The organism is Caulobacter sp. SRI_008, assembly GCF_057586355.1.
The window spans coordinates 48,123-70,620 of the sequence record NZ_JBYCZS010000005.1 but is presented as its reverse complement, the minus strand read 5'-3'; the positions used below and the strand labels follow the sequence as shown (position 1 = coordinate 70,620).

At 68.8% G+C, this 22,498-nt stretch carries 22 protein-coding genes; 12 read left to right on the top strand and 10 right to left on the bottom strand.

From position 1 onward, the window contains the following. Window positions 1–28 precede the first annotated feature (28 nt). Window positions 29–565, bottom strand: a complete 537-nt coding sequence (locus tag AC2YHT_RS06235; RefSeq protein WP_487288716.1) for a peroxiredoxin — start codon at window positions 563–565, stop codon at window positions 29–31. Between the two features lie 179 nt (window positions 566–744). Here AC2YHT_RS06235 and fabD point away from each other — a divergent pair, with 179 nt between their 5' ends. From fabD to gmk, 7 genes are all read left to right on the top strand, one after another. Beyond that, window positions 745–1,689, top strand: a complete 945-nt coding sequence (gene fabD / locus AC2YHT_RS06230; protein ID WP_487288715.1) for an ACP S-malonyltransferase — start codon at window positions 745–747, stop codon at window positions 1,687–1,689. Window positions 1,690–1,844: 155 nt separating this feature from the next. Then, complete coding sequence (gene fabG / locus AC2YHT_RS06225) at window positions 1,845–2,585, top strand: 3-oxoacyl-[acyl-carrier-protein] reductase (protein WP_487288714.1); 741 nt, start codon at window positions 1,845–1,847, stop codon at window positions 2,583–2,585. Between the two features lie 162 nt (window positions 2,586–2,747). Beyond that, on the top strand, window positions 2,748–2,987 hold the full coding sequence (locus tag AC2YHT_RS06220; protein ID WP_007672577.1) for an acyl carrier protein: 240 nt from the start codon (window positions 2,748–2,750) through the stop codon (window positions 2,985–2,987). Window positions 2,988–3,163: 176 nt separating this feature from the next. Then, window positions 3,164–4,444 (top strand): beta-ketoacyl-ACP synthase II, encoded by a 1,281-nt coding sequence (fabF, locus tag AC2YHT_RS06215; RefSeq protein WP_487288712.1) that lies wholly within the window; start codon window positions 3,164–3,166, stop codon window positions 4,442–4,444. Between the two features lie 10 nt (window positions 4,445–4,454). Further along, window positions 4,455–5,549 carry an endolytic transglycosylase MltG gene (gene mltG, locus AC2YHT_RS06210; protein ID WP_487288711.1) on the top strand — a complete coding sequence of 365 codons (1,095 nt, stop codon included), beginning with the start codon at window positions 4,455–4,457 and terminating at the stop codon, window positions 5,547–5,549. Between the two features lie 4 nt (window positions 5,550–5,553). After that, window positions 5,554–6,435, top strand: coding sequence for a YicC/YloC family endoribonuclease (locus AC2YHT_RS06205; protein WP_487288710.1), 882 nt, complete (start codon window positions 5,554–5,556; stop codon window positions 6,433–6,435). Continuing rightward, window positions 6,425–7,081: a guanylate kinase gene (gmk, locus tag AC2YHT_RS06200; protein ID WP_487288709.1), complete on the top strand. Its 657-nt coding sequence runs from the start codon at window positions 6,425–6,427 to the stop codon at window positions 7,079–7,081. The genes AC2YHT_RS06205 and gmk overlap by 11 nt, the downstream gene beginning before the upstream one ends. A gap of 181 nt (window positions 7,082–7,262) precedes the next feature. On the opposite strand, the gene AC2YHT_RS06195 is transcribed toward gmk, so the two are convergent. From AC2YHT_RS06195 to lptF, 8 genes are all read right to left on the bottom strand, one after another. Further along, on the bottom strand, window positions 7,263–7,661 hold the full coding sequence (locus AC2YHT_RS06195) for a response regulator (RefSeq protein WP_487288708.1): 399 nt from the start codon (window positions 7,659–7,661) through the stop codon (window positions 7,263–7,265). A gap of 22 nt (window positions 7,662–7,683) precedes the next feature. Next, window positions 7,684–8,088 carry a response regulator transcription factor gene (locus AC2YHT_RS06190; RefSeq protein ID WP_110117838.1) on the bottom strand — a complete coding sequence of 135 codons (405 nt, stop codon included), beginning with the start codon at window positions 8,086–8,088 and terminating at the stop codon, window positions 7,684–7,686. A gap of 47 nt (window positions 8,089–8,135) precedes the next feature. Beyond that, on the bottom strand, window positions 8,136–8,969 hold the full coding sequence (gene rsmA / locus AC2YHT_RS06185; RefSeq protein WP_487288707.1) for a 16S rRNA (adenine(1518)-N(6)/adenine(1519)-N(6))-dimethyltransferase RsmA: 834 nt from the start codon (window positions 8,967–8,969) through the stop codon (window positions 8,136–8,138). 32 nt (window positions 8,970–9,001) lie between these two features. After that, the gene (gene pdxA, locus AC2YHT_RS06180) at window positions 9,002–10,006 is read right to left on the bottom strand and encodes a 4-hydroxythreonine-4-phosphate dehydrogenase PdxA (protein WP_487288706.1); all 1,005 of its coding nucleotides are present in this window, start codon (window positions 10,004–10,006) and stop codon (window positions 9,002–9,004) included. Continuing rightward, window positions 10,003–11,334 (bottom strand): peptidylprolyl isomerase, encoded by a 1,332-nt coding sequence (locus tag AC2YHT_RS06175; RefSeq protein WP_487288705.1) that lies wholly within the window; start codon window positions 11,332–11,334, stop codon window positions 10,003–10,005. The genes pdxA and AC2YHT_RS06175 overlap by 4 nt, the downstream gene beginning before the upstream one ends. Before the next feature lie 176 nt (window positions 11,335–11,510). Next, entirely contained in the window at window positions 11,511–13,922 is a 2,412-nt protein-coding gene (locus AC2YHT_RS06170) for an LPS-assembly protein LptD (protein WP_487288703.1), read from the bottom strand. A 28-nt stretch (window positions 13,923–13,950) separates the two neighbouring features. After that, on the bottom strand, window positions 13,951–15,057 hold the full coding sequence (gene lptG / locus AC2YHT_RS06165; protein WP_487288702.1) for an LPS export ABC transporter permease LptG: 1,107 nt from the start codon (window positions 15,055–15,057) through the stop codon (window positions 13,951–13,953). Further along, window positions 15,054–16,196, bottom strand: a complete 1,143-nt coding sequence (gene lptF / locus AC2YHT_RS06160) for an LPS export ABC transporter permease LptF (protein WP_487288701.1) — start codon at window positions 16,194–16,196, stop codon at window positions 15,054–15,056. The genes lptG and lptF overlap by 4 nt, the downstream gene beginning before the upstream one ends. 260 nt (window positions 16,197–16,456) lie before the next feature. Between lptF and AC2YHT_RS06155 the strand changes: the two genes are divergently transcribed. The 5 genes from AC2YHT_RS06155 (at window position 16,457) to AC2YHT_RS06135 (ending at window position 22,028) form a co-directional block, all read left to right on the top strand. After that, window positions 16,457–17,938 (top strand): leucyl aminopeptidase, encoded by a 1,482-nt coding sequence (locus AC2YHT_RS06155; RefSeq protein WP_487288700.1) that lies wholly within the window; start codon window positions 16,457–16,459, stop codon window positions 17,936–17,938. Window positions 17,939–17,946: 8 nt separating this feature from the next. Beyond that, the gene (locus AC2YHT_RS06150; RefSeq protein WP_110117847.1) at window positions 17,947–18,405 is read left to right on the top strand and encodes a DNA polymerase III subunit chi; all 459 of its coding nucleotides are present in this window, start codon (window positions 17,947–17,949) and stop codon (window positions 18,403–18,405) included. Next, on the top strand, window positions 18,402–18,752 hold the full coding sequence (locus AC2YHT_RS06145) for a peptidase inhibitor I78 (RefSeq protein ID WP_199228291.1): 351 nt from the start codon (window positions 18,402–18,404) through the stop codon (window positions 18,750–18,752). Before AC2YHT_RS06150 ends, AC2YHT_RS06145 begins: the two co-directional genes overlap by 4 nt. A 348-nt stretch (window positions 18,753–19,100) precedes the next feature. After that, window positions 19,101–20,822 carry a cellulase family glycosylhydrolase gene (locus AC2YHT_RS06140; RefSeq protein ID WP_487288699.1) on the top strand — a complete coding sequence of 574 codons (1,722 nt, stop codon included), beginning with the start codon at window positions 19,101–19,103 and terminating at the stop codon, window positions 20,820–20,822. 888 nt (window positions 20,823–21,710) lie between these two features. Next, a complete protein-coding gene (locus AC2YHT_RS06135; protein WP_487288698.1) occupies window positions 21,711–22,028 on the top strand; it encodes a hypothetical protein in 318 nt (105 codons plus the stop codon). 5 nt (window positions 22,029–22,033) lie between these two features. On the opposite strand, the gene AC2YHT_RS06130 is transcribed toward AC2YHT_RS06135, so the two are convergent. After that, window positions 22,034–22,444, bottom strand: a complete 411-nt coding sequence (locus AC2YHT_RS06130) for a hypothetical protein (protein WP_110121266.1) — start codon at window positions 22,442–22,444, stop codon at window positions 22,034–22,036. Window positions 22,445–22,498 lie beyond the last annotated feature (54 nt).

Sequence of the window (22,498 nt, the reverse complement as noted above, 5' to 3'; positions counted from 1 at the left end):
CGATTGAAGGGAAGGCGGGAAGCCGCCCCTACTTCTTCTTATACGCCTTCACCGCGTCCATGGTCTTGGTCACGTGGCCCTGGAAGTTGAAGTCGCTGTAGGCCAGCAGCACCTTGCCATCGGGGGCGATGACATAGGAGGTGCGGTTGGACATGTTGTCCTTCAGCGGCAGCTTGACGTCGTAGTCCTTGATCAGGGCCGGGTTGGCGGCCGCCACCGCGAACTTGTCGCGGCAGTGCTCCTTCGAGAAGTCCTTGATCCGGTCGACATTGCCGCCGGTGACGCCGATGACGGTCGCGCCCAGCTTCTCGAACTCGGGCGTGGCCTCGGCGAACTCGTGCGCTTCGGCGGTGCAGCCCGAGGTGTAGGCGGCCGGGAAGAAGTACAGCACCACCGGACCCTTCTTCAGGGCCTTGCTCAGCTTGAATTCGAAGTCCTTGCCGGCCAGGGCGGCCGGGGCGGTGAAGTCGGGGGCCTTGTCGCCGGGCTTCAGCGCCGCCAGGGCGGGGGCGGCGGCCAGCAGGCTGAAGGCGGCCAGCGAGGCGGCGAGGGCGAGGCGTTTCATCTTGGCGACTCCGATAGGGCGGGGGAAGCGTGGCGCGTTCAGATACGGAACGGCGAGCAATGTGGACGCGCCCCTGCGGAAAGCAAGCACAGGCAAAACATCGGTCCGGCTTGCCCAGGCCTTGTGTTTCCCCTAACCCTCCGCCCCCAAGACATTGAATTACAGAGGAGCGGGCCGCCATGAGCATCGCCTTCATCTTCCCGGGGCAGGGCAGCCAATCGGTCGGCATGGGCGTCGAGCTGGCGGAGGCCTTCGCGTCCGCCCGCGAAGTGTTCCAGGAAGTCGACGACGCCCTGGGCCAGAAACTCTCCCAGCTGATGCGCGAAGGTCCCGAGGGTGATCTCACCCTGACCGAGAACGCCCAGCCGGCCCTGATGGCCGTCAGCCTGGCCGTGACCCGCACCCTGGAGAAGGAGTTCGGGATCGGCATCGAGCGCGCCGCCTTCGTGGCCGGTCACAGCCTTGGCGAATACTCGGCCCTGGCCGCCGCCGGCGCCATCAGCCTGTCGGATACCGCCCGCCTGCTGAAGCTGCGCGGCCAGGCCATGCAGCGCGCCGTGCCGGTGGGCGAGGGCGCGATGGCCTCGCTGATCGGCCCCAAGACCGATCTGGCCCTGGCCGAAGCCGCCGCCGCCGCCGGCTCGGAAATCGGCGTCTGCGTCGTGGCCAACGACAACAACAACGGCAACGTCGTGATCTCCGGCGCCAAGGCCGCCGTCGACCGGGCCATCGAGAAGGCCAAGGAACTGGGCGCCCGCGCCATTCCGCTGAACGTCTCGGCGCCGTTCCACTGCCCGCTGATGCAGCCGGCCGCCGACGAGATGGCCGCCGCCCTGGCCGCCACCACCATCCTGGCGCCGAAGGCCCCGCTGCTGGCCAACGTCACCGCCTCGCCGGTCCACGACCCGGACGTCATCCGCAAGCTGCTGGTCGAGCAGGTCACCGGCCGCGTCCGCTGGCGCGAGAGCATGACCTGGCTGGCCGGCGAGGGCGGAGTCACCCGCTTCGCCGAAGCCGGCGCCGGCAAGGTGCTGTCGGGCATGGCCAAGCGCATCGCCCCGGACGCCGAGGCCACGCCGCTGAACACCCCGGCCGACCTGGAAGCCTTCGCCCAATCGCTTTGAGCAAGTCGCTCTGATCTTCCGCCTTGCCACGTCCTCGTCCTTCGACAAGCTCAGGATGAGGACAACTGGCGCGGCGATCCGTTTGAAAACCTCATCCTGAGCTTGTCGAAGGACGGGGTTTTCACTCTCAATCCCTCCGAAACGGAGAACGAAAAATGTTCGACCTTACCGGCAAGACCGCCCTCGTCACCGGCGCGACCGGCGGCATCGGCGGCGCCATCGCCCGGGCCCTGCACGGCCAGGGCGCCCACGTCGTGCTCTCGGGCACCCGCGAATCGGCCCTGACCGAGCTGAAGACCGAGCTGGGCGAGCGCGCCTCGTTCGTCGTGGCGAATCTGTCGGACGCCGAACAGGTCGACGGCCTGGTCGCCAAGGCCGAGGAAGCCGCCGGCGCCCCGCTCGACATCGTCATCGCCAACGCCGGCATCACCCGCGACGGCTTGATCGTGCGGATGAAGGACGAGGACTGGGAAACCGTCATCAAGGTCAACCTGGAAGGCTACTTCCGCCTGGCCCGCGCCGCCGCCAAGGGCATGATGAAGCGCCGCGCCGGCCGCATCATCGGCATCACCTCGGTCGTGGGCGTCACCGGCAACCCCGGCCAGACCAATTACGCGGCCTCCAAGGCCGGAATGATCGGGTTTTCCAAGGCCTTGGCCCAGGAACTGGCCAGCCGCGGCGTGACCGTCAACTGCGTCGCCCCCGGCTTCATCGCCAGCCCGATGACCGACGCCCTGAACGACGCCCAGAAGGCCGGCATCCTGTCGACCATTCCGGCCGGAAAGCTGGGCGAGGGGAGCGATATCGCCGCCGCCTGCGTTTACCTGGCCAGCGATCAGGGCGGTTACGTCACCGGTCAGACCTTGCACGTCAACGGCGGCATGGCCATGATCTAGGCGAACGCCGCCTTGGGCTTTAAATGGCCCCGCTTCTTCGCGGCTGACCCGCTGGTCACCCGAAAAGGAACGTGATAGGCGGTGACCCGACATCTCGCGGACGGTGAATAGTTTTCAAACCGGCCGCGGGACAAACAGATTTCAAAACGAGGGACTAACAGAATGTCCGACATTCTCGAGCGCGTGCGTAAGATCGTCATCGAACACCTGGATGCCGATCCCGAGAAGGTCACCGAGAAGGCTAGCTTCATCGACGACCTGGGCGCCGACAGCCTCGACAACGTTGAGCTGGTGATGGCGTTCGAAGAAGAATTCGACATCGAAATTCCGGACGACGCCGCCGAGCACATCCAGACGGTTGGCGACGCCGTGAAGTTCATCACGGAAAAGACCGGCGCCTAAGGGCGTCGGGTTCGTACCCTCGCGGGCGAACAGGACTATCAGCCGCCGCGCAGCACGGGCTCTTGCCATCGTGCGCGCGGCGGTTTTCGTATGTGGCCAAGATTCGCGCCGCAACCGGCCGGTAGGGGTTCGCCTTATCGTCCGAGAACGGCGCGTCGGAAGGTTGGGAGCAATCCATGCGTAGAGTCGTCGTCACCGGGCTGGGCCTGCTGACTCCTCTGGGCCAGGGCGTCGAAGTGTCCTGGAAGAACATCGTGGCCGGTAAATCGGGCGCGGGCCGCATCACAGCTTTCGACCCGACCGACTATGCCTGTCAGGTCGCCTGCGAGGTGCCGCGGGTCGATGGTCGCGGCGGCGGCGGTCCGGACGTCGAGGGCTCGTTCGACCCCGACAAGACCATGAGCCCGCGCGACCAGAAGCGCGTCGACGACTTCATCCTCTACGGCATCGCCGCGGCGGACGAAGCCGTGAAGGATTCGGGCTGGGTTCCCGAGACCGACGAGCAGAAGTGGCGCACCGGCGTCATCCTGGGTTCGGGCATCGGCGGCCTGTCGACGATCGCCGACACCGCCCTGGAGCTGGAAGCCAAGGGCCCGCGCCGCGTCAGCCCGTTCTTCATCTCCTCGGCCCTGATCAACCTGATCTCGGGCCAGGTCTCGATCAAGTACGGCTTCAAGGGCCCCAACCACGCGGTCGTGACGGCCTGCGCCACCGGCGCCCACGCCATCGGCGACGCCGCGCGCCTGATCAAGTACGGCGACGCCGACGTGATGATCGCCGGCGGCGCCGAAGCGGCCGTCTGCAAGCTCGGTATCGCCGGCTTCATCGCCTGCCGCGCCGTGGCCACCGCCTTCAACGAGACCCCGGAAAAGGCCTCGCGCCCCTACGACAAGGACCGTGACGGCTTCGTCATGGGCGAGGGCGCCGGTGTCGTGGTTCTCGAAGAGTACGAGCACGCCAAGGCGCGCGGCGCCAAGATCTACGCCGAAGTGGTCGGCTACGGCCTGTCGGGCGACGCCTACCACATCACCGCCCCGGCCGATGACGGCGAAGGCGGCGGTCGGGCCCTGGCGGCGGCGGTCAAGGACGCGGGCCTCCAGCCCTCGGACATCGACTACATCAACGCCCACGGCACCTCGACCATGGCCGACGGCCTGGAAGCCGGCGCCGTCGCCCGCTTCCTGGGCGATCACGCCAAGAACGTGGTGATGTCCTCGACCAAGTCGATGACCGGCCACCTTCTGGGCGCGGCCGGCGCCATCGAGTCGATCTTCTCGATCCTGGCCATCCGCGACCAGATCTGCCCGCCGACCATCAACCTCGACAATCCCGACGTCGACGTGCCGATGAACCTGGCGCCCAACAAGGCCGTGCCGAAGAAGATCGACGTGGCCGTGTCCAACAGCTTCGGCTTCGGCGGCACCAACGCCTCCGTCGTGTTCCGTAAAATCTCGTGAGCCAAGTCTCGTGAGCAAGCCGCCGCGTCCGCAGAAGAAGGCTCAAGCGCCCAAGCGGGCGTCGAGCGCCCGCAAGCGGGAGACCGCGTCCCTGGGACGTCGCCTGGCCGCCATGGCCGGCGGCGGCCTGGTGGTCGCCGCGGTCGCGGCGCTGGTCGTCGTCGGCGGGGCGGTGTTCGTCTATGGCGGACCCGGCCCCAAGGCCAAGAACGGCGAATACACCTCGGTGGTCCTGCGCCGCGGCGCCAGCGTCTCCGAGATCGCCGGCGCGCTGGAAGCCGGCGGAGCGATCCGTTCGTCCTCGCTGTTCCTGACCGCCGCCCAGATCACCCGCGCGGCCCGCAAGCTGAAGGCCGGCGAGTACGAATTCCCCTCCGGCGCCTCGCTGTCGACCGTGCTGGCCATGGTCCGCGACGGCAAGGTGGTGCGCCACCAGGTGACCATCCCCGAGGGCATGACCTCGGACATGGTCGTCGAGATCCTGCAGCGCTCCGACGTGCTGGTCGGCGACGTGCCGACCCCGCCGGAAGGCGCCGTCCTGCCCGAGACCTATCAGGTCGAGCGCGGCGAGGAGCGGGCCGCCGTTCTCCAGCGCATGATGGACGACCGCGACAAGGTGCTGAACGCCCTCTGGGCCGAGCGCGAGGCGGGCCTGCCGTTCCAGACCAAGGACGAGGCCGTCACCCTGGCCTCGATCGTCGAGAAGGAGACGGGCCTGGCCAGCGAGCGTCCGCGCGTCGCGGCCCTGTTCATCAACCGCCTGCGCCTGGGCATGCGGCTCGATACCGACCCGACCGTGATCTACGGCATCACCCGCGGCCGGCCCCTGGGCCGGGGCCTGCGCCGGTCGGAGCTGGATACCTTCACGCCCTACAACACCTACAAGATCCCGGGCCTGCCGCCGACGCCGATCGCCAATCCGGGCCGCGCGGCCCTGGCGGCCGTGCTGAACCCGCCCAAGACCGACGAGCTCTACTTCGTCGCCGACGGCACCGGCGGCCACGTCTTCGCCAAGACCTACGAAGAGCACGAGCGTAACGTGGCCCAGTGGCGCAAGATCGAGCGTCAGGCCAAGGCTGCGACGACGCCGCTGGCGGGAGGCTGATCGCATGGCGCTGTCGGGCATGACCGGGTTCGCGCGCGTCGAGGGCGCTCTGGGCGACTGGAGCTGGGCCGTCGAGGCCCGCAGCGTCAACGGCCGCAACCTCGAGACCCGCTTTCGTGGCCCGCCGGGCTTCGAAGGCCTCGACCGCGCCGCCCGCGACGGGGCGCAAGGCCGCTTCCAGCGCGGCCAGCTCACGGTCAACGTCCAGGCCCGCAAGGCCGAGGCTTCCGCCGCCCCGCAGGTCAATGTCGAGGTCTTGGAGCGCTATCTGAAGGCTGGCGGCCCCTATGTCGCCACCGGCATGGTCGCCAAGCCCACGCTCGACGGCATGCTGGCCCTGCGCGGCGTCATCGAGGTCCGCGAGGACGACGAGGACGCCGAGGCCCGCACCGCCCTGGAGGCCGCCATGGCCGCCAGCCTGGCCCAGGCGCTCGACGGCCTGAAGACCGCGCGCCAGGAGGAGGGCGCTTCGCTCGCCCCTGTGCTGGCCGGCCTCGTCGACCGCATCGAAACCCTCACCGGCCTTGCCGCCGCCGAGGCCGAGGGCCAGCCCTCGATCCTCAAGCAGCGCTTCGAGCGCCGCATGACCGAACTGCTCGGCGAAAGCGCCCCTCAGGACCGCATCGTCCAGGAAGCCGCCGCCCTGGCGGTCAAGGCCGACGTCCGCGAGGAGCTCGACCGCCTGGCCGGCCACGTCGCCGCCGCCCGCACCCTGCTGTCCAGCGACGGCGCCTCGGGCCGTCGCCTGGATTTCCTGTCCCAGGAATTCATGCGCGAGGCCAACACCCTCTGCAGCAAGTCGGCGCTGACCGCGCTGACCGCCCATGGCCTGGAACTCAAGGCCACGATCGAACAGTTTCGCGAACAGGTTCAGAATGTCGAATAACCCGGCCCAGAAGCACGGGGGCAAGCACCGCGGCCTCCTCCTGATGGTGGTGGCCCCCTCGGGCGTCGGCAAGACCTCGCTGACCCGCCGCCTGGTGGCCGACCACGGCGACCTGCACCTGTCGATCAGCGCCACCACCCGCGAGCCGCGTCCCGGCGAGCACGACGGCCGCGACTACCACTTCGTCTCCAAGGACAAGTTCCAGGAGATGATCGCCCAGGACGCCTTCTTCGAGTGGGCCGAGGTCTACGGCAACTACTACGGCAGCCCCAAGGCCCCGATCCTGGCCGCGCTCGACGAGGGCGAGAGCGTGCTGTTCGACATCGACTTCCAGGGCGCCATGAAGGTGCACGCCCAGGCCGGTCCCGACAGCGTGCTGGTCTACATCCTGCCGCCGTCCCTGGCCGAAATGAGCCGCCGCCTGCACGCCCGCAGCCAGGACAGCGAGGAAGTCATCGCCCGGCGCCTGTCGCGCGCCAAGGACGAGGTCGCCGCCTGGGAGAAGTTCGACTACGTCGTGCTCAACGACGACTTCGACAAGGCCTACGCGGATCTCGCTCACATCTACCACGCCGAACGCCAGAAGCGCTCGCGCAACCCCTGGATCGGCAACCTGGTCGGCGACCTGCTGGCGGAAGATATCTGAGGTCCTGGCCCCATTCTCCGAGCATCCCCGCGCAGGCGGGGATCCAAGCCAAGTCTGCAGGTGATCAACGGCCGCGCCCCATCCTGAACGTCAGCTTGGGTCCCCGCCTTCGCGGGGATTAAGCGGTTGGGGGAGTTTAAGCAGCGGACCAAGGGCTTCCCGGAAAGCGGGACCCGGCAGGTCAGTAGTGAAAGCTGCCGCTCTCGCGCGGCTGGATCAGTTCCTTGGCCCGCATGACGATCTGGGCGGGCGTGAACGGCTTCATCATGTAGGTGGTGGCGCCGGCGCTCATGGCCTCGACCACGCGGTCCAGGCGCCGCTCGCCGGTCATGATCACCACCGGCACCTCGCGGCCCCAGTCGCTGACCCGCAGGCGGCGCAGCACCTCGATCCCGGTCTCGCCGGGCATCCGCACGTCCAGGAAGACGATGGCCGGCTTGCGGTCGTGCACGTCGGTCAGCAGGCTCTGGGCGTCCTCGGCCGTCCGCACGTCGAACCCGCCGTCGGTCAGCGCGCTCGACACGAACTCCAGCATCAGGGTGTCGTCGTCGATCACCAGGGCCAGGGGACGGGTCGTCATGCGGGGCTCCGTACGCGATGCGTCATAACCAGACGCGAGACTGGTTCTTGGTCGCCGCGCGCACCCTTTGCAACAGGTCGTCGGCTGAAAACGGCTTGAGCACATAGCCGACGGCGCCGGCCTCCATGGCGGCCTTGACGTTGGCGCCCGCGGCCGAGGCGGTGATCATGATCGCCGGCACGTCCTTGAGCCGCTTTTCCACCCGCAGCCGGCGCAGCAGGGTCAGGCCGTTGATCTCCGGCAGGCCGACATCGAGCAGCAGAAGGTGCGGCGGGCGGCGCACGGCCGCGGCCAGGGCGTCCTCGGCGTTGTGCGCCACCTCGACGGCGAAGCCCTCGGTCTCCAGGCGGAACCGGACGAATTCCGTCACCAGCTCGTCGTCGTCGACGACCAGGACCAGGTGCTGCTGCTCGGGCGAGGCCTGCATGCAGAGATTGATTCCCCCGCTCGCGCCGCTTGGCAAGCGCTTCAGCTTCAGCCGGCGGCGATCAGGGCTCGCGCCAGGTCCTGGAACCCATCGACGGGGATGGTCTCGGCCCGGGCGTCCGGATCGATCCCGGCCGCTTCGCACAGGGCGCCGCCGCCCAGGGGCTTGAGGCTCGAGCGCAGCATCTTGCGGCGCTGGCCGAAGGCCGCGGCGGTCACCCGCTCCAGCGCCGAGACCATCGCCTTGTCCGGCGCGGGCGCGAGCGGAACCAGCCGCACCACGGCCGAAGCGACCTTGGGAGGCGGCGTGAAGGCGCGGGCCGGCAGGTCCATGACCACCTTGGCCGTGCAGACCGTCTGCGAGATCACCGCCAGGCGTCCGTAGGCGTCGTCGCCGTCCTGGGCGGCGATGCGGTCGGCGACCTCCTTCTGGAACATCAGGGTCATCGACAGGGGGCGGAAAGGCCCGGTCAGCCAGTCGATCAGCAGCTGGGTGCCGACATTGTAGGGGAGGTTGGAGACCATGTGCGCCGGACCGCCGGCCAGGGCGGCCATGTCGGCCCGCAGGGCGTCGCCCTCGACCAGGGTCAGGCGGCCCTCGGCGGCTTCGGACAGCTCGCCCAGCAGCGGCAGGAAGCGGCTGTCCTTCTCGACGGCGATCACCCGCGCGCCGGTCTCCAGCAGGGCCCGCGTCAGGCCGCCGGGGCCAGGGCCCACCTCGATCACCGTGTCGCCTTCGCCCACCTCGGCCAGGCGCGCGATCTTGCGGGTGATGTTGAGGTCGAGCAGGAAGTGCTGGCCGAAGCTCTTGCGGGCCAGCAGGCCGTGGCGCTCCAGCGCTTCACGCAGCGGCGGCAGGTCGGCGAGGGAAGGGGACGTCATGGTCCCCGTCTAGATCGAAACGCCGCGAAAGCCTAGCTGGCGCTACGTCGAGCGGCGATCTGGGCGGCCAGGTGGATGGCGGCGATCAGGCTGTCGGGGCGGGCGATCCCGCGGCCGGCGATGTCGAAGCCGGTGCCGTGGTCGGGCGAGGTGCGCACGATCGGCAGGCCCAGGGTCACGTTCACCCCGCCCCAGAAGTCGAGCATCTTCACCGGGATCAGGGCCTGGTCGTGGTACATGCACAGCACCCCGTCATAGGTCCGTCGGGCGTCGGGGTGGAACAGGCTGTCGGCCGGCGAGGGGCCGCGGGCGTCGACGCCGCGGGCGCGCAGGGCTTCCACCGCAGGGATGATCACGTCGATCTCCTCGCGGCCCAGGGCTCCGCCTTCGCCGGCGTGCGGGTTGAGCGCGGCCACCGCCAGGCGCGGCGCGGCGATCCCGAAATCGGTCTTCAGGGCCTGGGCGGTGACCAGGCCCGCCTCGACGATGCGTTCGACGCTGAGCGCGGCCGGCACCGAGCCCACCGACTGGTGGATCGTCACCAGGGTGGCGCGCAGGTCGCCGGCGGTCAGCATCATCACCGGCCCGCGCGCGCCCTCGTAGGGCGCCGGAGCGGTCAGTTCGGCGAGGAACTCGGTATGGCCGGGAAACTTGAAGCCGGCCTCGTACAGCGGGGCCTTGGCGATCGGCGCCGTGACCAGGCCCGCCACCGCGCCCGACAGGGCCAGGCCCGCGCCGGTCTCGATACAGCGGATGATCTGGGCGGCGTGGGCGCTGGAGGGCTGGCCGGCGATCACCGGCGACTGCAGCGGCAGGTCCAGCACCGGCAGGGCGTCGGCGAAGACCCTGGCGGCCTCGACCGGACCGGTCACGGGGCGAACCTTCACCCCGCCGCCGGCCGCGGCCAGACTCTGGAGATCACCGACGGCCATGAACACGGGTCCGGTCTCCCGGAGGGCCGCCCAGGCCTTGGCGATGATCTCGGGCCCGACGCCGGCGGGATCGCCGACGCTCAGGGCCAGGGTGTCTGTCTTCACCGGGTCTCGATGGTGGCGGAGTTGCGCAGGTCTCGCAGGTAACGTTTGGAGATCAGCGCAAGTTGCTGGCCCCGCAGGCGATTCTCGATCTGGTCATGCGACGGGGCCGCGGCGCCCGACTGGCGCTTGCCGCACACCGCGATCAGGTGCAGGCCGGCGTCGGTGCGGATCGGATCCGAGATCTGGCCGACGTTGAGGGCGTTGGCGGCCTCCTGGAAGGCCGGGGCCAGATCGCCGATCTCGGCTTCGCCCAGGTCGCCGGCCACGACGCCGTCCACCTTGCCGGCTTCGGCCTCGAGGGTCTGGCAGCTGGTCAGCTTGGGCTTCAGGCCGGCCAGCAGGGCGGTGGCCGACTGCACGTCGGCTTCCGGAGCGTCCTTGGCCAGGGCCACGGCCACCTGCTTCAGGTCGACCAGGGTCGCCTTGGCGCCCGAGCGCTTGTCGCGCAGATAGACGATGTAGACGCCGTCCTTGACCGCAATCGGGGCCGACAGCTGGCCGGGGCGCAGCTGTTCCAGGGCCGCGTCGACCTCGGCCGGCATTTCGCCGGGGCTGACCCAGCCGGCGTCGCCGCCGTTGGCCGCGGTCGCCGCGGCCGAGAACTGACGGGCCACGGCCGGGAAGGGCGCGCCCTGCTGGATTTGGGTCACCAGCTGGCGGGCGCCGTTCAGGGCCACGTCCGGACCGCCGACGCGGGTGGCGTCGATGAACACTTCGCTGACCTGGTACTGCGGCTTGCTGGCCGACTCGGCCAGGCGGCGCTGGAAGGCCTTGATCTGGTCTTCGCCGATGCGCAGGCGCGAGCCGTAGCGGCCGCTGATCCAGTTCTGCCAGCTCGACTCGGCGCGGATCTGGGAGCGCCAGGTGTCGGCGCTGACGCCCTGGGCGGCCAGCTGGTCCAGCAGTTGCTGGGCCGTCATCTTGTTGCCCTGGGCGATGCTGCCGATCTCCTCGTCGACTTCCTTGTCGGTCGAGATGATCGTGATCTTCTGTTCCTTCTCGACGCGGCGCAGCTCCTGGAGCTGAACGCGCTCGTCGATCAGCGAGCGCAGGGCTTCCTGCTCCAGCTGGGGCAGGTTCTCCTGGGTCGGCTGCATGCCCGAGGTGATCATCAGCAGGCGCATGCGCTGCATCAGGTCGTAGGACGAGATGATGTCGTCATTGACCACGGCCGCGACGCTTTCCGACAGCGGATTGGCGCGAGCCTGAGCTTCCGGCTGGGCCGCCGCGGGGGCGTCGATGGTGGGCGCGGCCTGACGCGCGTGGGCCGGCATGGCCGCCACGGTCAGGGCGAGGATGGACGCGGCGCTGGCCGCAAAAGTCGTCACGCTACGCGCAGCCCGCATGGGTAGTGTCGTTCCTCTGGAGCCCGACCGTCGCCGATCGACCTCGATTTCAAACCGTTGAGACGCAACGACCTTCCAGCTGCCTGTCGGCGGTCGCGCCTCGATACGCCACAAGGACGCGTGCGGACCCCCGCACGCCCCCCGGCGCGATGGAATAATCAGTCGCTGTACCCTGTATCACCCAATGTGGCGAGGGTTAGGCGGACCACGATCGACTCGTCGGGCTGGAGCTTCAGGCCCGTCACCGTCGAGCTATAGCGGTCTTCGTGTTGGTAGATGATGTCGATGCGGATGCAATCGTCCGTGTAGGCGACGCCCAGGTCGCGGCGACGCCAGGTTTCGGCCACCAGGTCGAGCTGGCCAAAGGCCGTCAGGGCCCACTTGCTGGTCAGCTTCAGCTGGCCCCGCGTCTCGAAGTTTTCCTGCCGCTCGCCGTTGGAGTCGACCGTGTCCTTCAGATAGCGGAACGAGCCCTGCAGGCGCGCCGTGGAGGCGTCCATGCCGGTTTCGATGCGGTTGATCTCGGTGGTGTCCGAATCCAGGCGGGTGCGGACATAGGCGTTGACGCCCTTCACCGGCGTGACCGTGGCCGCCACGATCCAGTCGGACGACTTTTCCTGCAGGCCGGTGCGTTCCGGCAGCAGCGGGTCGTACTCGGTGCGGAAGCTGCGGCCGATCAGGATGCTGCCGCCGCGGCCGTCGGCCGTGGTGAAGGTCGCGCGACCACCCACATTGGCCCGGGTGCCGCCCTCGTAGAGATCGAAGCCCGGCGACTTGTTGGTGCGGAACAGGTTGGTCTCGTCGAACTCGAAGGCCGAACTGTCCTCGTTGTAGAGGTAGGTCGTGGTCCCGTCGCGGGCGACGACCACGGGCACGCGCGAGCTGTCCGAGCCCGTCGCCAGCTGCACGATCGGCTCGATGATGACGCTGCCGCCGTTCTTCAGGCCCTTGTAGAGCGGCAGGCTCAAGTCGACGCCGGCCACGCCCAGGGTGCGCGAATAGCTGATCTCAGCGTCGTCGCCGGCGGCCAGGGCCGCGGTCGTCAGATAGACGCCCTTGATGTTGTAGGCGTCGGCGCGGGCTTGGGCGAAGGGCTGGATACGCAGGCCGGGACCGACCACGGCGCTGGCGCGCCAGTCGGCCTGGAAGCTGCCGCGGGCGCTGTCGACGCCGTTCTGGCCACGATAGGCCGTCTGCATGGCCGAGGAGTAGGGCGACTCGCCGAATTGCGATTCGGAGCGGTTCAGCACCACGCCCGAGCCTTGCAGGCGAAGGCGGCCGAACAGCACCGGCGATTCCGGCTCCCAGCGGCCTTCGACCAGCGGGCCGATGAACGGGAAGGCCCCGCTGTTCTCGAACTTGTTGCCCAGGCCCGTGGTGGAATCGGTGCCCACGACCCGCAGGCCCTGCACCGAGACGGCCGAGACCGAGAACCACGACCGCGTGTCCTGCCGCGAGGCGTAGATCTGCGAGGTCAGGCGGTGATCCTCGCTCGTGAACAGGCCGCGCTGCTCGTAGACGTCGTTGATGTCGTACTTGTCGAACAGCAGGGCGTCGGAGGCGCGCTCGGCGCTGAAGCCCCACTTCCAATTTTCGTCGATGTCGAACGCGCCCTTGGCCAGGATGTAGCTGCGGGTGGTCGCGTCGCCGAAGCGGTTGCCCTTGTTGTCGAACTCCTTCTCGTACGTCGCCCCCATGCGCGCCTCGAGCATGCCCGAGTAGAAGCGCTTGCGGTAATTGACGTTGAGGAACGGATTAATTTTCGTGTTGATTTGAGGGCTTAGCACGACATCCGAAGACGGCGAGATGACCTGCAGATAGGGCTGCTGGTAGGACAGGCCGCGCTTCTTCGAGAGGCCGACCTTCGGCGTCAGGAAGCCCGAGCTGCGCTCGGCCTGCGGGTCCGGGTGCCAGAACAGCGGCAGGTACAGCAGCGGCGCGCCCCACAGGCGGATGCGGGCCCCGTGGTAGTAGACGATCTTCTTGGACTTATCCTGCACCACCTTGTCGGCCTCGATCGACCAGGTGGGGGTCGGCTTCTCGGCGCAGACGTCGCAGGGGGTGTAGATCGCCTGGTTGAGTTCGGTGACCTGCTCGTTGCGGCGGATGGCGGTGGCGGCCGCGATCTTCACGTTCTTGTCCAGGCGCGTGGAGAAGTTGCGCGCGAAGCCGGCGCGCATGTCCTTGTCCAGCGTCAGGTCGTCGGCGAACTGGGCCGTGCCGTCGGCGTTGATCAGCTGCACCTTGCCGTGGGCGGTGACCACGCCGGTCTTGGTGTCGTAGATCACTTCCTGGGCGCGCAGCACGCGGCCCTGGTAGCGCACCTCCACCGATCCCTGGGCGGTCATGGTCTGGGCCACGTCGTCGCGGATCAGCAGGTCGGATTCGAGATAGTAGCCGTCGTCGCCGAGGCCGTCGTCGGCCGCGGCCGGCTTGGCCGGAACCTCGGGCACGCTCGCCAGGGACGGCTGGGCCGCGTGCGCGCCGCTGGCGGCGAACGCCAGCCACGCGACGCCGGCCATCAGCAGCTTGCGAACCGCCGCGCCGGGCGCTGGGCTTAGATCGATCATCAGGGGCCTCGATGCCGGCGTCACAGACTCAACCATCCTCGGTATAGCAAAGCAGGGTCAGCCCCGCCAAAAGCGCCGCGGCCGGCGGGGTCCAGGCGGCCAGGATCGGCCCCAGGAGATCGGCCTTGCCGAGCGCGCCGCAGAGTTCGTTGAAGAAGAAGAAGCCGAAACCGAGCGCGACGCCAGAGCCGGCCAGGGCCGCCAGGCCCCCCAGGCGCATCAGGCGCAGCGAAAAGGCCGCCGCCAGCACCGACATCGCCGCGAACAGCAGCGGCGTGGCCAGGATCTGCTGCAGGCGCAGCTTGAACGGCGTGGCCGAGAAGCCGGCGGCTTCGGTGCGGGCGATGGTCTCGGGCAGGCGCCAGAAGGCTACGGCCTGCGGGTTCTTGAAGCGGTCGGCCGCCGTGCGCTCGTCGAGGTCCGACGGCACGGTGACGCTTTCGGTGCGCATGGCGCCGACGCCCGGCGTGGCCACGCTGACGCCGGTCAGGCGCCAAAAGCCCGGCTCCAGCCGCGCTTCGGCCGCCTCGTAGCGCTCCTTGAAGATCAGGGTGTCGTTGGGCTGGACGTCGTAGACGAAGAACGACACGCCGCGCAGGCGCACCGTGCCGCCCACGCTGTCGCGCATGCGGGCTCGGATGACGATCTGGCGCTTGGTGTCGCCCTGGCGCAGCCAGGCGCCCTTGGGCGCTTCCTTGAGGTAGCCGGCCAGCAGGGCGTCGCGCTCGGTCTCGAAGCGGGCGCTCATCGCCGCGGTCAGCGGGTTGAGCAGGGTGACGGTCACCACGCCCATCGCGAAGGCCGCGAACGCCGCCGGCAGGATGAACCGCCAGGCCGAGACGCCCGCCGCCCGCATGGCGATCAGCTCGCTGCGGCGGTTGAGGCCGACGAACGCGCCCAGCGTGCCGAACAGGAAGATGAACGGCGTCAGGGTCAGCAGGGTGGCGGGGGCCTGCAGAAGGGTCAGGTACAGCAGTTGGCCAAAGCCCGCGTCTTCCGATCGCGTGCCGACGTTGCGGCTGATGTCGACGAAGGCGATCAGCATCACCAGCGCGCCCAGCACGGCCAGGGCCGCGCCCAGCGAGGCCAGCGTCTTGCGCAGCACGTAGCGCTCGATCATCCCCGGGCCGATCACGAGGCGGCTCCCATCGGCTGGAGGTCGTCGCGATGCGCGCCGAGGGCCACGTAGCGCATGACCTTCTGGCGGAAGATCTGGGCCAGGCCCCACCAGGTGGCGGCGATCGGCACGGCGTATTGCAGCACGTTCAGCCACACGGCGTCGTCGCAGGCCGCCTGCACGCCGAAGCCGAGGATGCGCACCACCGCCGCGGCCGCGCCGACCGCGGCGATCCGCTTGGCGTAGCCCATGCGGCTGAACGAGCCGCCGATCACGGCCGCCAGGGCCATGGCCATCATGGCGAGGTTGTAGAGCGGGCTGGACAGGCGCGAGTGTCCCTCGGCGATCAGCTTCACGCGGTTGTGCTGCTCCCACTCTTGGGTCAGGTCGGGAAAGAACAGCTCGTGCGGATAGCGGTCGGCGATCTTGTAGTGCAGCAGCTCGTCGCTCTGGAACAGGCTCGACAGGTCGAACACATATTCCTCGAACGACAGGTAGTTCAGCACGCCGTTGCTGGCGAATTCCTGGTTCGAGCCCTTGCGCATGATCAGCACCGGCAGGCCGTTGCGCTTGGCGATGACGCCTTCGCGGGCCGTGTAGGTCACCGAGCCGCCGTTGGGCTTTTCCTGGTGGATGAACAGGTTCTTGATCAGGTTGTCGCGGTCGATCGACTGGGCGTAGACCGTCAGGCCGGGGCCGGGCTCTGTGAACTCGCCGGGGCGCACCAGGGTCGAGGCCAGGTCCGTCTTCATGTCGTAGGCCGTCTCGCGGATCAGTCGCGCCGACCACGGCTGCGCCCAGAGACCCAGCGCCAGCGACACCAGGGTCGCGCCGACCGCCAGCCGCATGGCCGGCGAGATCACCCGCCAGCGACTCATGCCGCCGGCGAAGCAGACGACGATCTCTTGCTCGGTATGCAGACGGTTCAGGGCCACCAGGGCGGCCACGAACAGTGCGATCGGCATGATGATGTTGAGCAGCTGCGGCAGGGCCAGCAGGATCATCTTGGCGAAGATCAGCGCGGTCTGGCGCTGCTCGACCAGGATGTCGAATTCCGACAGGCTTCGGGCGAGCAGGGCCAGCGCCGCCAGGGCCGCGATGGCCAGGAGGCTCGGCCCGACCAGCTGTCGGAAAAGATAGCGTTCGATCAGGCGCATGCAGGGGGTGGTTTCGGGGGCTTCACGGATTCGCGCGGCGAACCCCGGCGTGGGCGTGTTCTACACGTCTGGCTCGGCTTGGCACAACCGAAGACATGATGTGGGACGGCGTTGGGACGGCGTGACGGGGCTGTGAACGGCGACGGTCTTTTCCCAAGGATCGGCATGGACTATGCCGGGCGTTCACGTCCTGTCGCGTCGGATCGCGGCCTTCTTGAGGCCGCGCCGCGACCGGGCTTTCCGCTTCCCAGGAGCGCTCCATGCGTATCGAGTTCGTCCCCGCCGACAGCCAGGCCGGCGCCAACGCCGCCATCGCCGTCCTCGCCTACGAGGCCGCCGCCCTTTCGCCCGAGGCCAAGGCGGTCAACGACGCCGCCGGCGGGGCCATCGTCCGCGCCGCGGCCGGCGGCCGCTTCATCGGCGCCAAGGGCCAGGTGCTCGACATCGTCGCCCCGGCCGGCCTCGACGCCGCCCGCGTGGTGGTGATCGGCGTCGACGGTTCGGGCGTGGTCGAGCCGGAGACCGTCGAGATCGCCGCCGCCCATGCCTATGGCGCGGTCAAGACCTCGGGCGTCACCGAGCTGCTGCTCAAGCTCGGCGGCGACGCCGAGACCGCCGCCCGCGTCGCCTTCGGCGTCAAGCTGGCCGCCTACCGCTTCGACAAGTACCGCACCACCGAGAAGGCCGAGAAGAAGCCCTCGGTCGCTACAGTGAAGGTCGCCGCCGCCGATCCGGCCAAGGCCCAGAAGGCCTTCGCCGCCCTCGAGCCGCTGGCCGACGCCATCCTGTTCAGCCGCGACCTGGTCTCCGAGCCGGCCAACATCCTGCATCCGGAAGAGTTCGCCGCCCGCGTGAAGGGCCTCGAGAGCCTGGGCCTGGAAGTCGAGATCCTCGGCGAAGCCGAAATGGCCAAGCTCGGCATGGGCTCGCTGCTGGGCGTCGGCCAGGGCAGCGTCCGCGAGAGCCAGCTGGTCATCGCCAAGTGGAACGGTGCGGCCGACAAGTCGGCCCAGCCGATCGCCTTCGTCGGCAAGGGCGTCTGCTTCGACACCGGCGGCATCTCGATCAAGCCCGCCGAGGGCATGGAAGACATGAAGTGGGACATGGGCGGCGCGGCCGCCGTGGCCGGCGTCATGCACGCCCTGGCCGGCCGCAAGGCCAAGGTCAACGCCATCGGCGTGCTCGGCCTGGTCGAGAACATGCCCGACGGTAACGCCCAGCGCCCCGGCGACGTGGTCACCTCGATGTCGGGCCAGACCATCGAGGTCATCAACACCGACGCCGAAGGCCGCCTCGTCCTGGCCGACGCCCTCTGGTACACCCAGGAGCGCTTCAAGCCGAAGTTCATGATCGACCTGGCCACCCTGACCGGCGCGATCATCATCTCGCTGGGCAACGACTATGCGGGCCTGTTCAGCAACAACGACGGCCTGTCGGAGAAGCTGCTGGCCGCCGGCGAGTCCGAGCGCGAGCCGCTGTGGCGCCTGCCGCTGCCCAAGGCCTACGAGAAGCAGATCGAAAGCCCGATCGCCGACATGAAGAACATCGGCGGGCGTCCGGCCGGCTCGATCACGGCCGGCCTGTTCCTGCAGCGCTTCGTCAACGGCGTGCCGTGGGCCCACCTCGACATCGCCTCGACCGCCTGGCGCAAGGGCTCGGCCGATCCGACCGTGCCCGACGGCGCGGCCGGCTTCGGCGTGCGCCTGCTCAACCGCCTCGTCGCCGACGCCTACGAAGGCTGACGTCACGCATGTCAGCCGCGCCCTGCGAGATCTGGTTCTACCATCTGGAGCGAAGCAGCGCCGAACAGGTGCTGCCCGAGCTCTTGGAAAAGACCCTGGGGCGCGGCTGGAAGGCTCTGGTCCGGGGCGGGGACCCGGCGCGCCTCAACGCGCTGGACGCCCACCTCTGGACCTTTCGCGACGACAGCTTCCTGCCGCACGGCATGGCCGAGGAGCCCCTGGCCGAGCGCCAGCCGGTGCTGCTCAGCGCCGGTCTCGACAACCCGAACGGCGGGGACGCGTTGTTCCTGCTCGACGGCGCCGAGCCGGGGGACCTTGCCGCGTTCACGCGCTGCATCCTGCTGTTCGACGGTCGTGACGAAGAGGCCCTGCGGCTGGCGCGGGGCCGTTGGAAGGCGTTCAAGGCGGCCGGCCACCCGGTGTCCTACTGGCAGCAGGCCGAACGCGGATGGGAGAAGAAGGCATGACGCGGTTCGTGAAGCGGTTTGGCGTGATGTTCGGCGCGGCCATGGTCCTGGCGGCCTGCTCGACCGGCGCGCCCGAACCCGCCCCGCCGCCGCCGCCCGAAACCCCGGTCGCCCCGCCGGCCATCGCCCTGCCCAAGCCGCCGGAACCCGAAAAGGACCAGTGCGGCCTGAAGGACGCTCAAGCCTTCGTCGGCAAGAACCGCACCGAACTGCCGGCCCCGGTCGATCCCTCCCGCTGGCGCGTGGCCTGCACCACCTGCCCGGTGACCATGGACTACCGCGCCGACCGCCTGAACATCCTGTTCAATCCGGACACGGGCGTGGTCCAGCAGGTGAAGTGCGGCTGAGGGGCTTCCTCCCTCACAGCTCTCAAGAAGATCGTCATCCCGGAAAGCGCGAAGCGCTTATCCGGGACCCAGGGGACTGGGCGCCGCGATAAGGTTCGTGCTGCCAGCGGTCGCCGCCTCATTGCGCGCCGCCCCTGGGTCCCGGCTCTTCGCTTCGCTACGGCCGGGATGACGGGCGATTTTGCTGCTTGAAGAACTAGCGCCGCCCACCTCCAGAATTCCCCCTAACCATTTGTCCTCATGGACAAATACGGCGTCTATCTGGACAAAATCAGAGTCCCCGGGCCAACTCCGCCCGCGACGCAGCGGCGACCTCTCAACCAGCCGCGCGCGCTGGGGAGTTCGTCCATGAAGTTCGCCGCCGTCCTGGCCGCCGCCGCGTCTCTGCTCGCCGTCTCGACCGCGCTCGCCGCCGAAGCGCCGCCGCCTCCCGGCCCGCAGTGGCTCAAGGCCCAGGGCGATCGCATCATCGACGAGACCGACGCGCCCGTCGTCCTGCGCGGCATGGGCCTGGGCGGCTGGATGCTGCAGGAGGGCTACATGCTGCGCCTGTCCAAGCTCGGCCAGGAGCACGTCATCCGCGCCCGCATCGCCGCCCTGGTCGGCCCGCAGCGCGAGGCCGCGATCCACACGGCCTGGCTCGACAACCACACCACCAAGGCCGACATCGACTACATGGCCGCCGCCGGCTTCAACTCCGTGCGCCTGCCGATGCACTACGCCCTCCTGACCCTGCCGGCCGATCAGGAGCGCGTGCCCGGCGCCGACACCTGGAAAGAGGACGGCTTCAAGCGCATCGACGACCTCCTGGCCTGGACCAAGGCCAACGGCATGCACCTGATCCTGGATCTGCACGCCGCGCCGGGCGGGCAGGGCAATGATCTCGCCATCTCCGACCGCGATCCGGCCAAGCCGTCGCTGTGGGAGAGCCCCGAGAACCAGCGCAAGACCATCGCCCTCTGGCGGAAACTGGCCGAACGCTACAAGGACGAGCCGGCCATCGCCGCCTACGACGTGCTCAACGAACCCAACTGGGACTTCGACAGGAAGGCGTCGGGCAACGGCTGCGCCGATGAGACCCAGGCGCTGCTCTGGGACTTCCAGCGCCGGATCACGGCGGCGATCCGCGAGGTCGACCAGCGCCATCTCGTCATCATCGAGGGCAACTGCTGGGGCAACAACTACAAGGGATTGGGAAAGCCCTGGGACGGCAATCTGGCCCTGTCGTTCCACAAGTACTGGAACCGCAATGACCAGGCCTCGGTCGAGCCGATCCTGAAACTGCGCGAGCAGACCGGTCTGCCGGTGTGGCTCGGGGAGTCGGGCGAGAACTCCAACGTCTGGTTCGCCGACGCCATCCGCCTGGTCGAGGGCCATGGGATCGGCTGGGCCTTCTGGCCGCTGAAGAAGATCGGCTTCAACCAGCCGCTCGAGGTCCAGGTCGGCCCCGACTACGACGCCGTCGTCGCCACCCTGACCGGCGAGGCCAAGACCCCGGTCCAGGCCGACCAGGCTTACGCCGTGCTGATGACGCTGGCCTCCCGCGACGTGCGGTTCGAGAACAACCTGCGCCACCCCGACGTGCTTGACGCCATGCTGCGCCAGCCGCACGACGACGCTACCCACCCTTTCAAGCCTCACCGCGTCACCGCCAAGGGCGGAACCATCGCCGCCGTCGACTACGACCTCGGCGTCATCGGCAAGGCCTACTGGGACGCCGACGCCGCCAACTACCACGTCGCCACCGGCGCCGACCGTACTCCCTGGAACAACGGCCGCACCTATCGCAACGACGGCGTCGACATCGCCCGCGACGGCCAGAGCGTCACCGACTTCACCGCGGGCGAATGGCTGCGCTACACGGTGACGGCGGAACGGGCAGGGGCCTACGCGGTCAACATCGTGGGGCAGGGGCCTATGACGTTGACGGCCAACGGCGGCGCGGCGGTGCGATCCGGTGGGACGGCGGCGTTACAGGCCGGAACCAACACCCTGATCCTCCGCTCAGAAGGAGGGGCGGCGGTGACCTCGATCACGCTCAAACCCGCCGCGCCAAAACCTCTCCCATAGGGAGAGGGAGGGGCCCACGCGAAGCGTGGGAGGGTGAGGGGCTACACCGCTGGCGGTCCCATCTCGATCCCTTCTCCCGTAAAATCCCCGCGCAAGCGGGGACCCAGGCTTTTTCTGAAACCCGCGGCGCTCGACGATAAAACACCTGGGTCCCCGCTTTCGCGGGGATTTTACGGAGTTGGGGCGGCCTTACGCACGCTGCTCGCACGGCGTAATCGGAAAAGAGTTGAACCAACTCAACGCCCTACAACTTTATAACCTCAACTTATCCCCGGGGTCTCAAACCACCCCCATAATCATCCCCATCCCAGCCATGGGGAGGGCTCTTGGTACCGGCCCGAGTTAGCGGCTGAGATCGCATCGAGCGGGGCCGCTTGGGGCGTTATGGGAAGGGCGGGTTTGCAGGATCGCTCAGAAGGCGTGATTGGGCCGCCAGCCGTTCCGTAACGTAACGAGCGGGTCGACAGGGCCGGGATCGTTTCAAACCGGCCTAACAGGATCAGCCGAGGCGCCGCCGGATCACCGCGGGGCTATTGGTCCTGCCCGTCCGAGGGACAACCGGGTCCAGGGTTGAAAAAGCACCCGCGCCCCCGGTCCTTCGAGCCTACGATGTGGCGGAGCGGTCAGACGAAGCCGAAACGCTAAACAACATCACGGTCTCCGGGCTCCGCCCGACCGCTCCGCGCCTCCCCATCAACTTTCGTGAGTTTTCACGGGAGATCGAGATCGCATGCCTGCGCTGACCCCCTCCGGCCCTCCGGGCCACCTCCCCCAGAGGGGGAGGATCTAGAGGCGTCGCACCAGATGCTCCCCCTCTGGGGGAGCTGTCGCGGAGCGACTGAGGGGGTGCGCCGCAGGCGCTCCATCCCTCCGAAGCGGAGAAATCCCATGCCCAAGTCCAAACCGCCACGCACCCGCCTGCGCCGAACCTCCCGCAATCCCAAGCTCGATGCGGCCTATCGCGGCGTCATCGCCGCCTGCGAGCAGAACGTCGCCCTGATCCAGAGAACCATGCGCGACGTCGAGATTGTCGCGCATCACGCGCCGGTCGAGGAACTGGCCAGCTTTCGTCAGGAGATGGAGGAAGGCGTGCGCTGCTGGACCAGCGTGCGCAACATGCACCTGGACGCCATGCAGAGACCGCGGGAGCCGAGTTGGCCAGGGATCGAGAAGGCCCTCAAGCGGGCCGGCATCACCAAACTCTAGCGCCGTTAGCGCTTGCCGACGCCCGGGAACATCGCTGCGTCGCCGTCGAACACGCCGAGGTAGCCCAGCTCGCCCAGCAGCGGGGTCAGGTCTTCCAGCTTGTCGGCGCTGGCCCGGGCGGTCGCCAGTTCGCTGGGGCGGCCGGTCTGGTCGTGCAGGCGGTAGACCGTCCACATCTTGCCCTTGGGCGCCTCGGCGCCGGGGGCGAGATAGCGGTGCTCCCAGCCGACCAGGGCCGGGACGCGGCCGATCTCGACGTCGAACGGACGGTCGCGGAACGCAAGGTCCATCTCCAGCCGCGTGGCCTCGGCCAGGCGCTGGTCGAGCCAGGCGGCGAAGGCCTCCAGCACGCAGCCGGCCGACAATCCTTCCGGATTGGCGACGACGTGGTTGCGGCTGGCGAGGGCTGCGGTCATGTCGCAAGGGATACGACCGCAGGTCTGTCGGAACGGCTAAATCTCTTGGTTTAT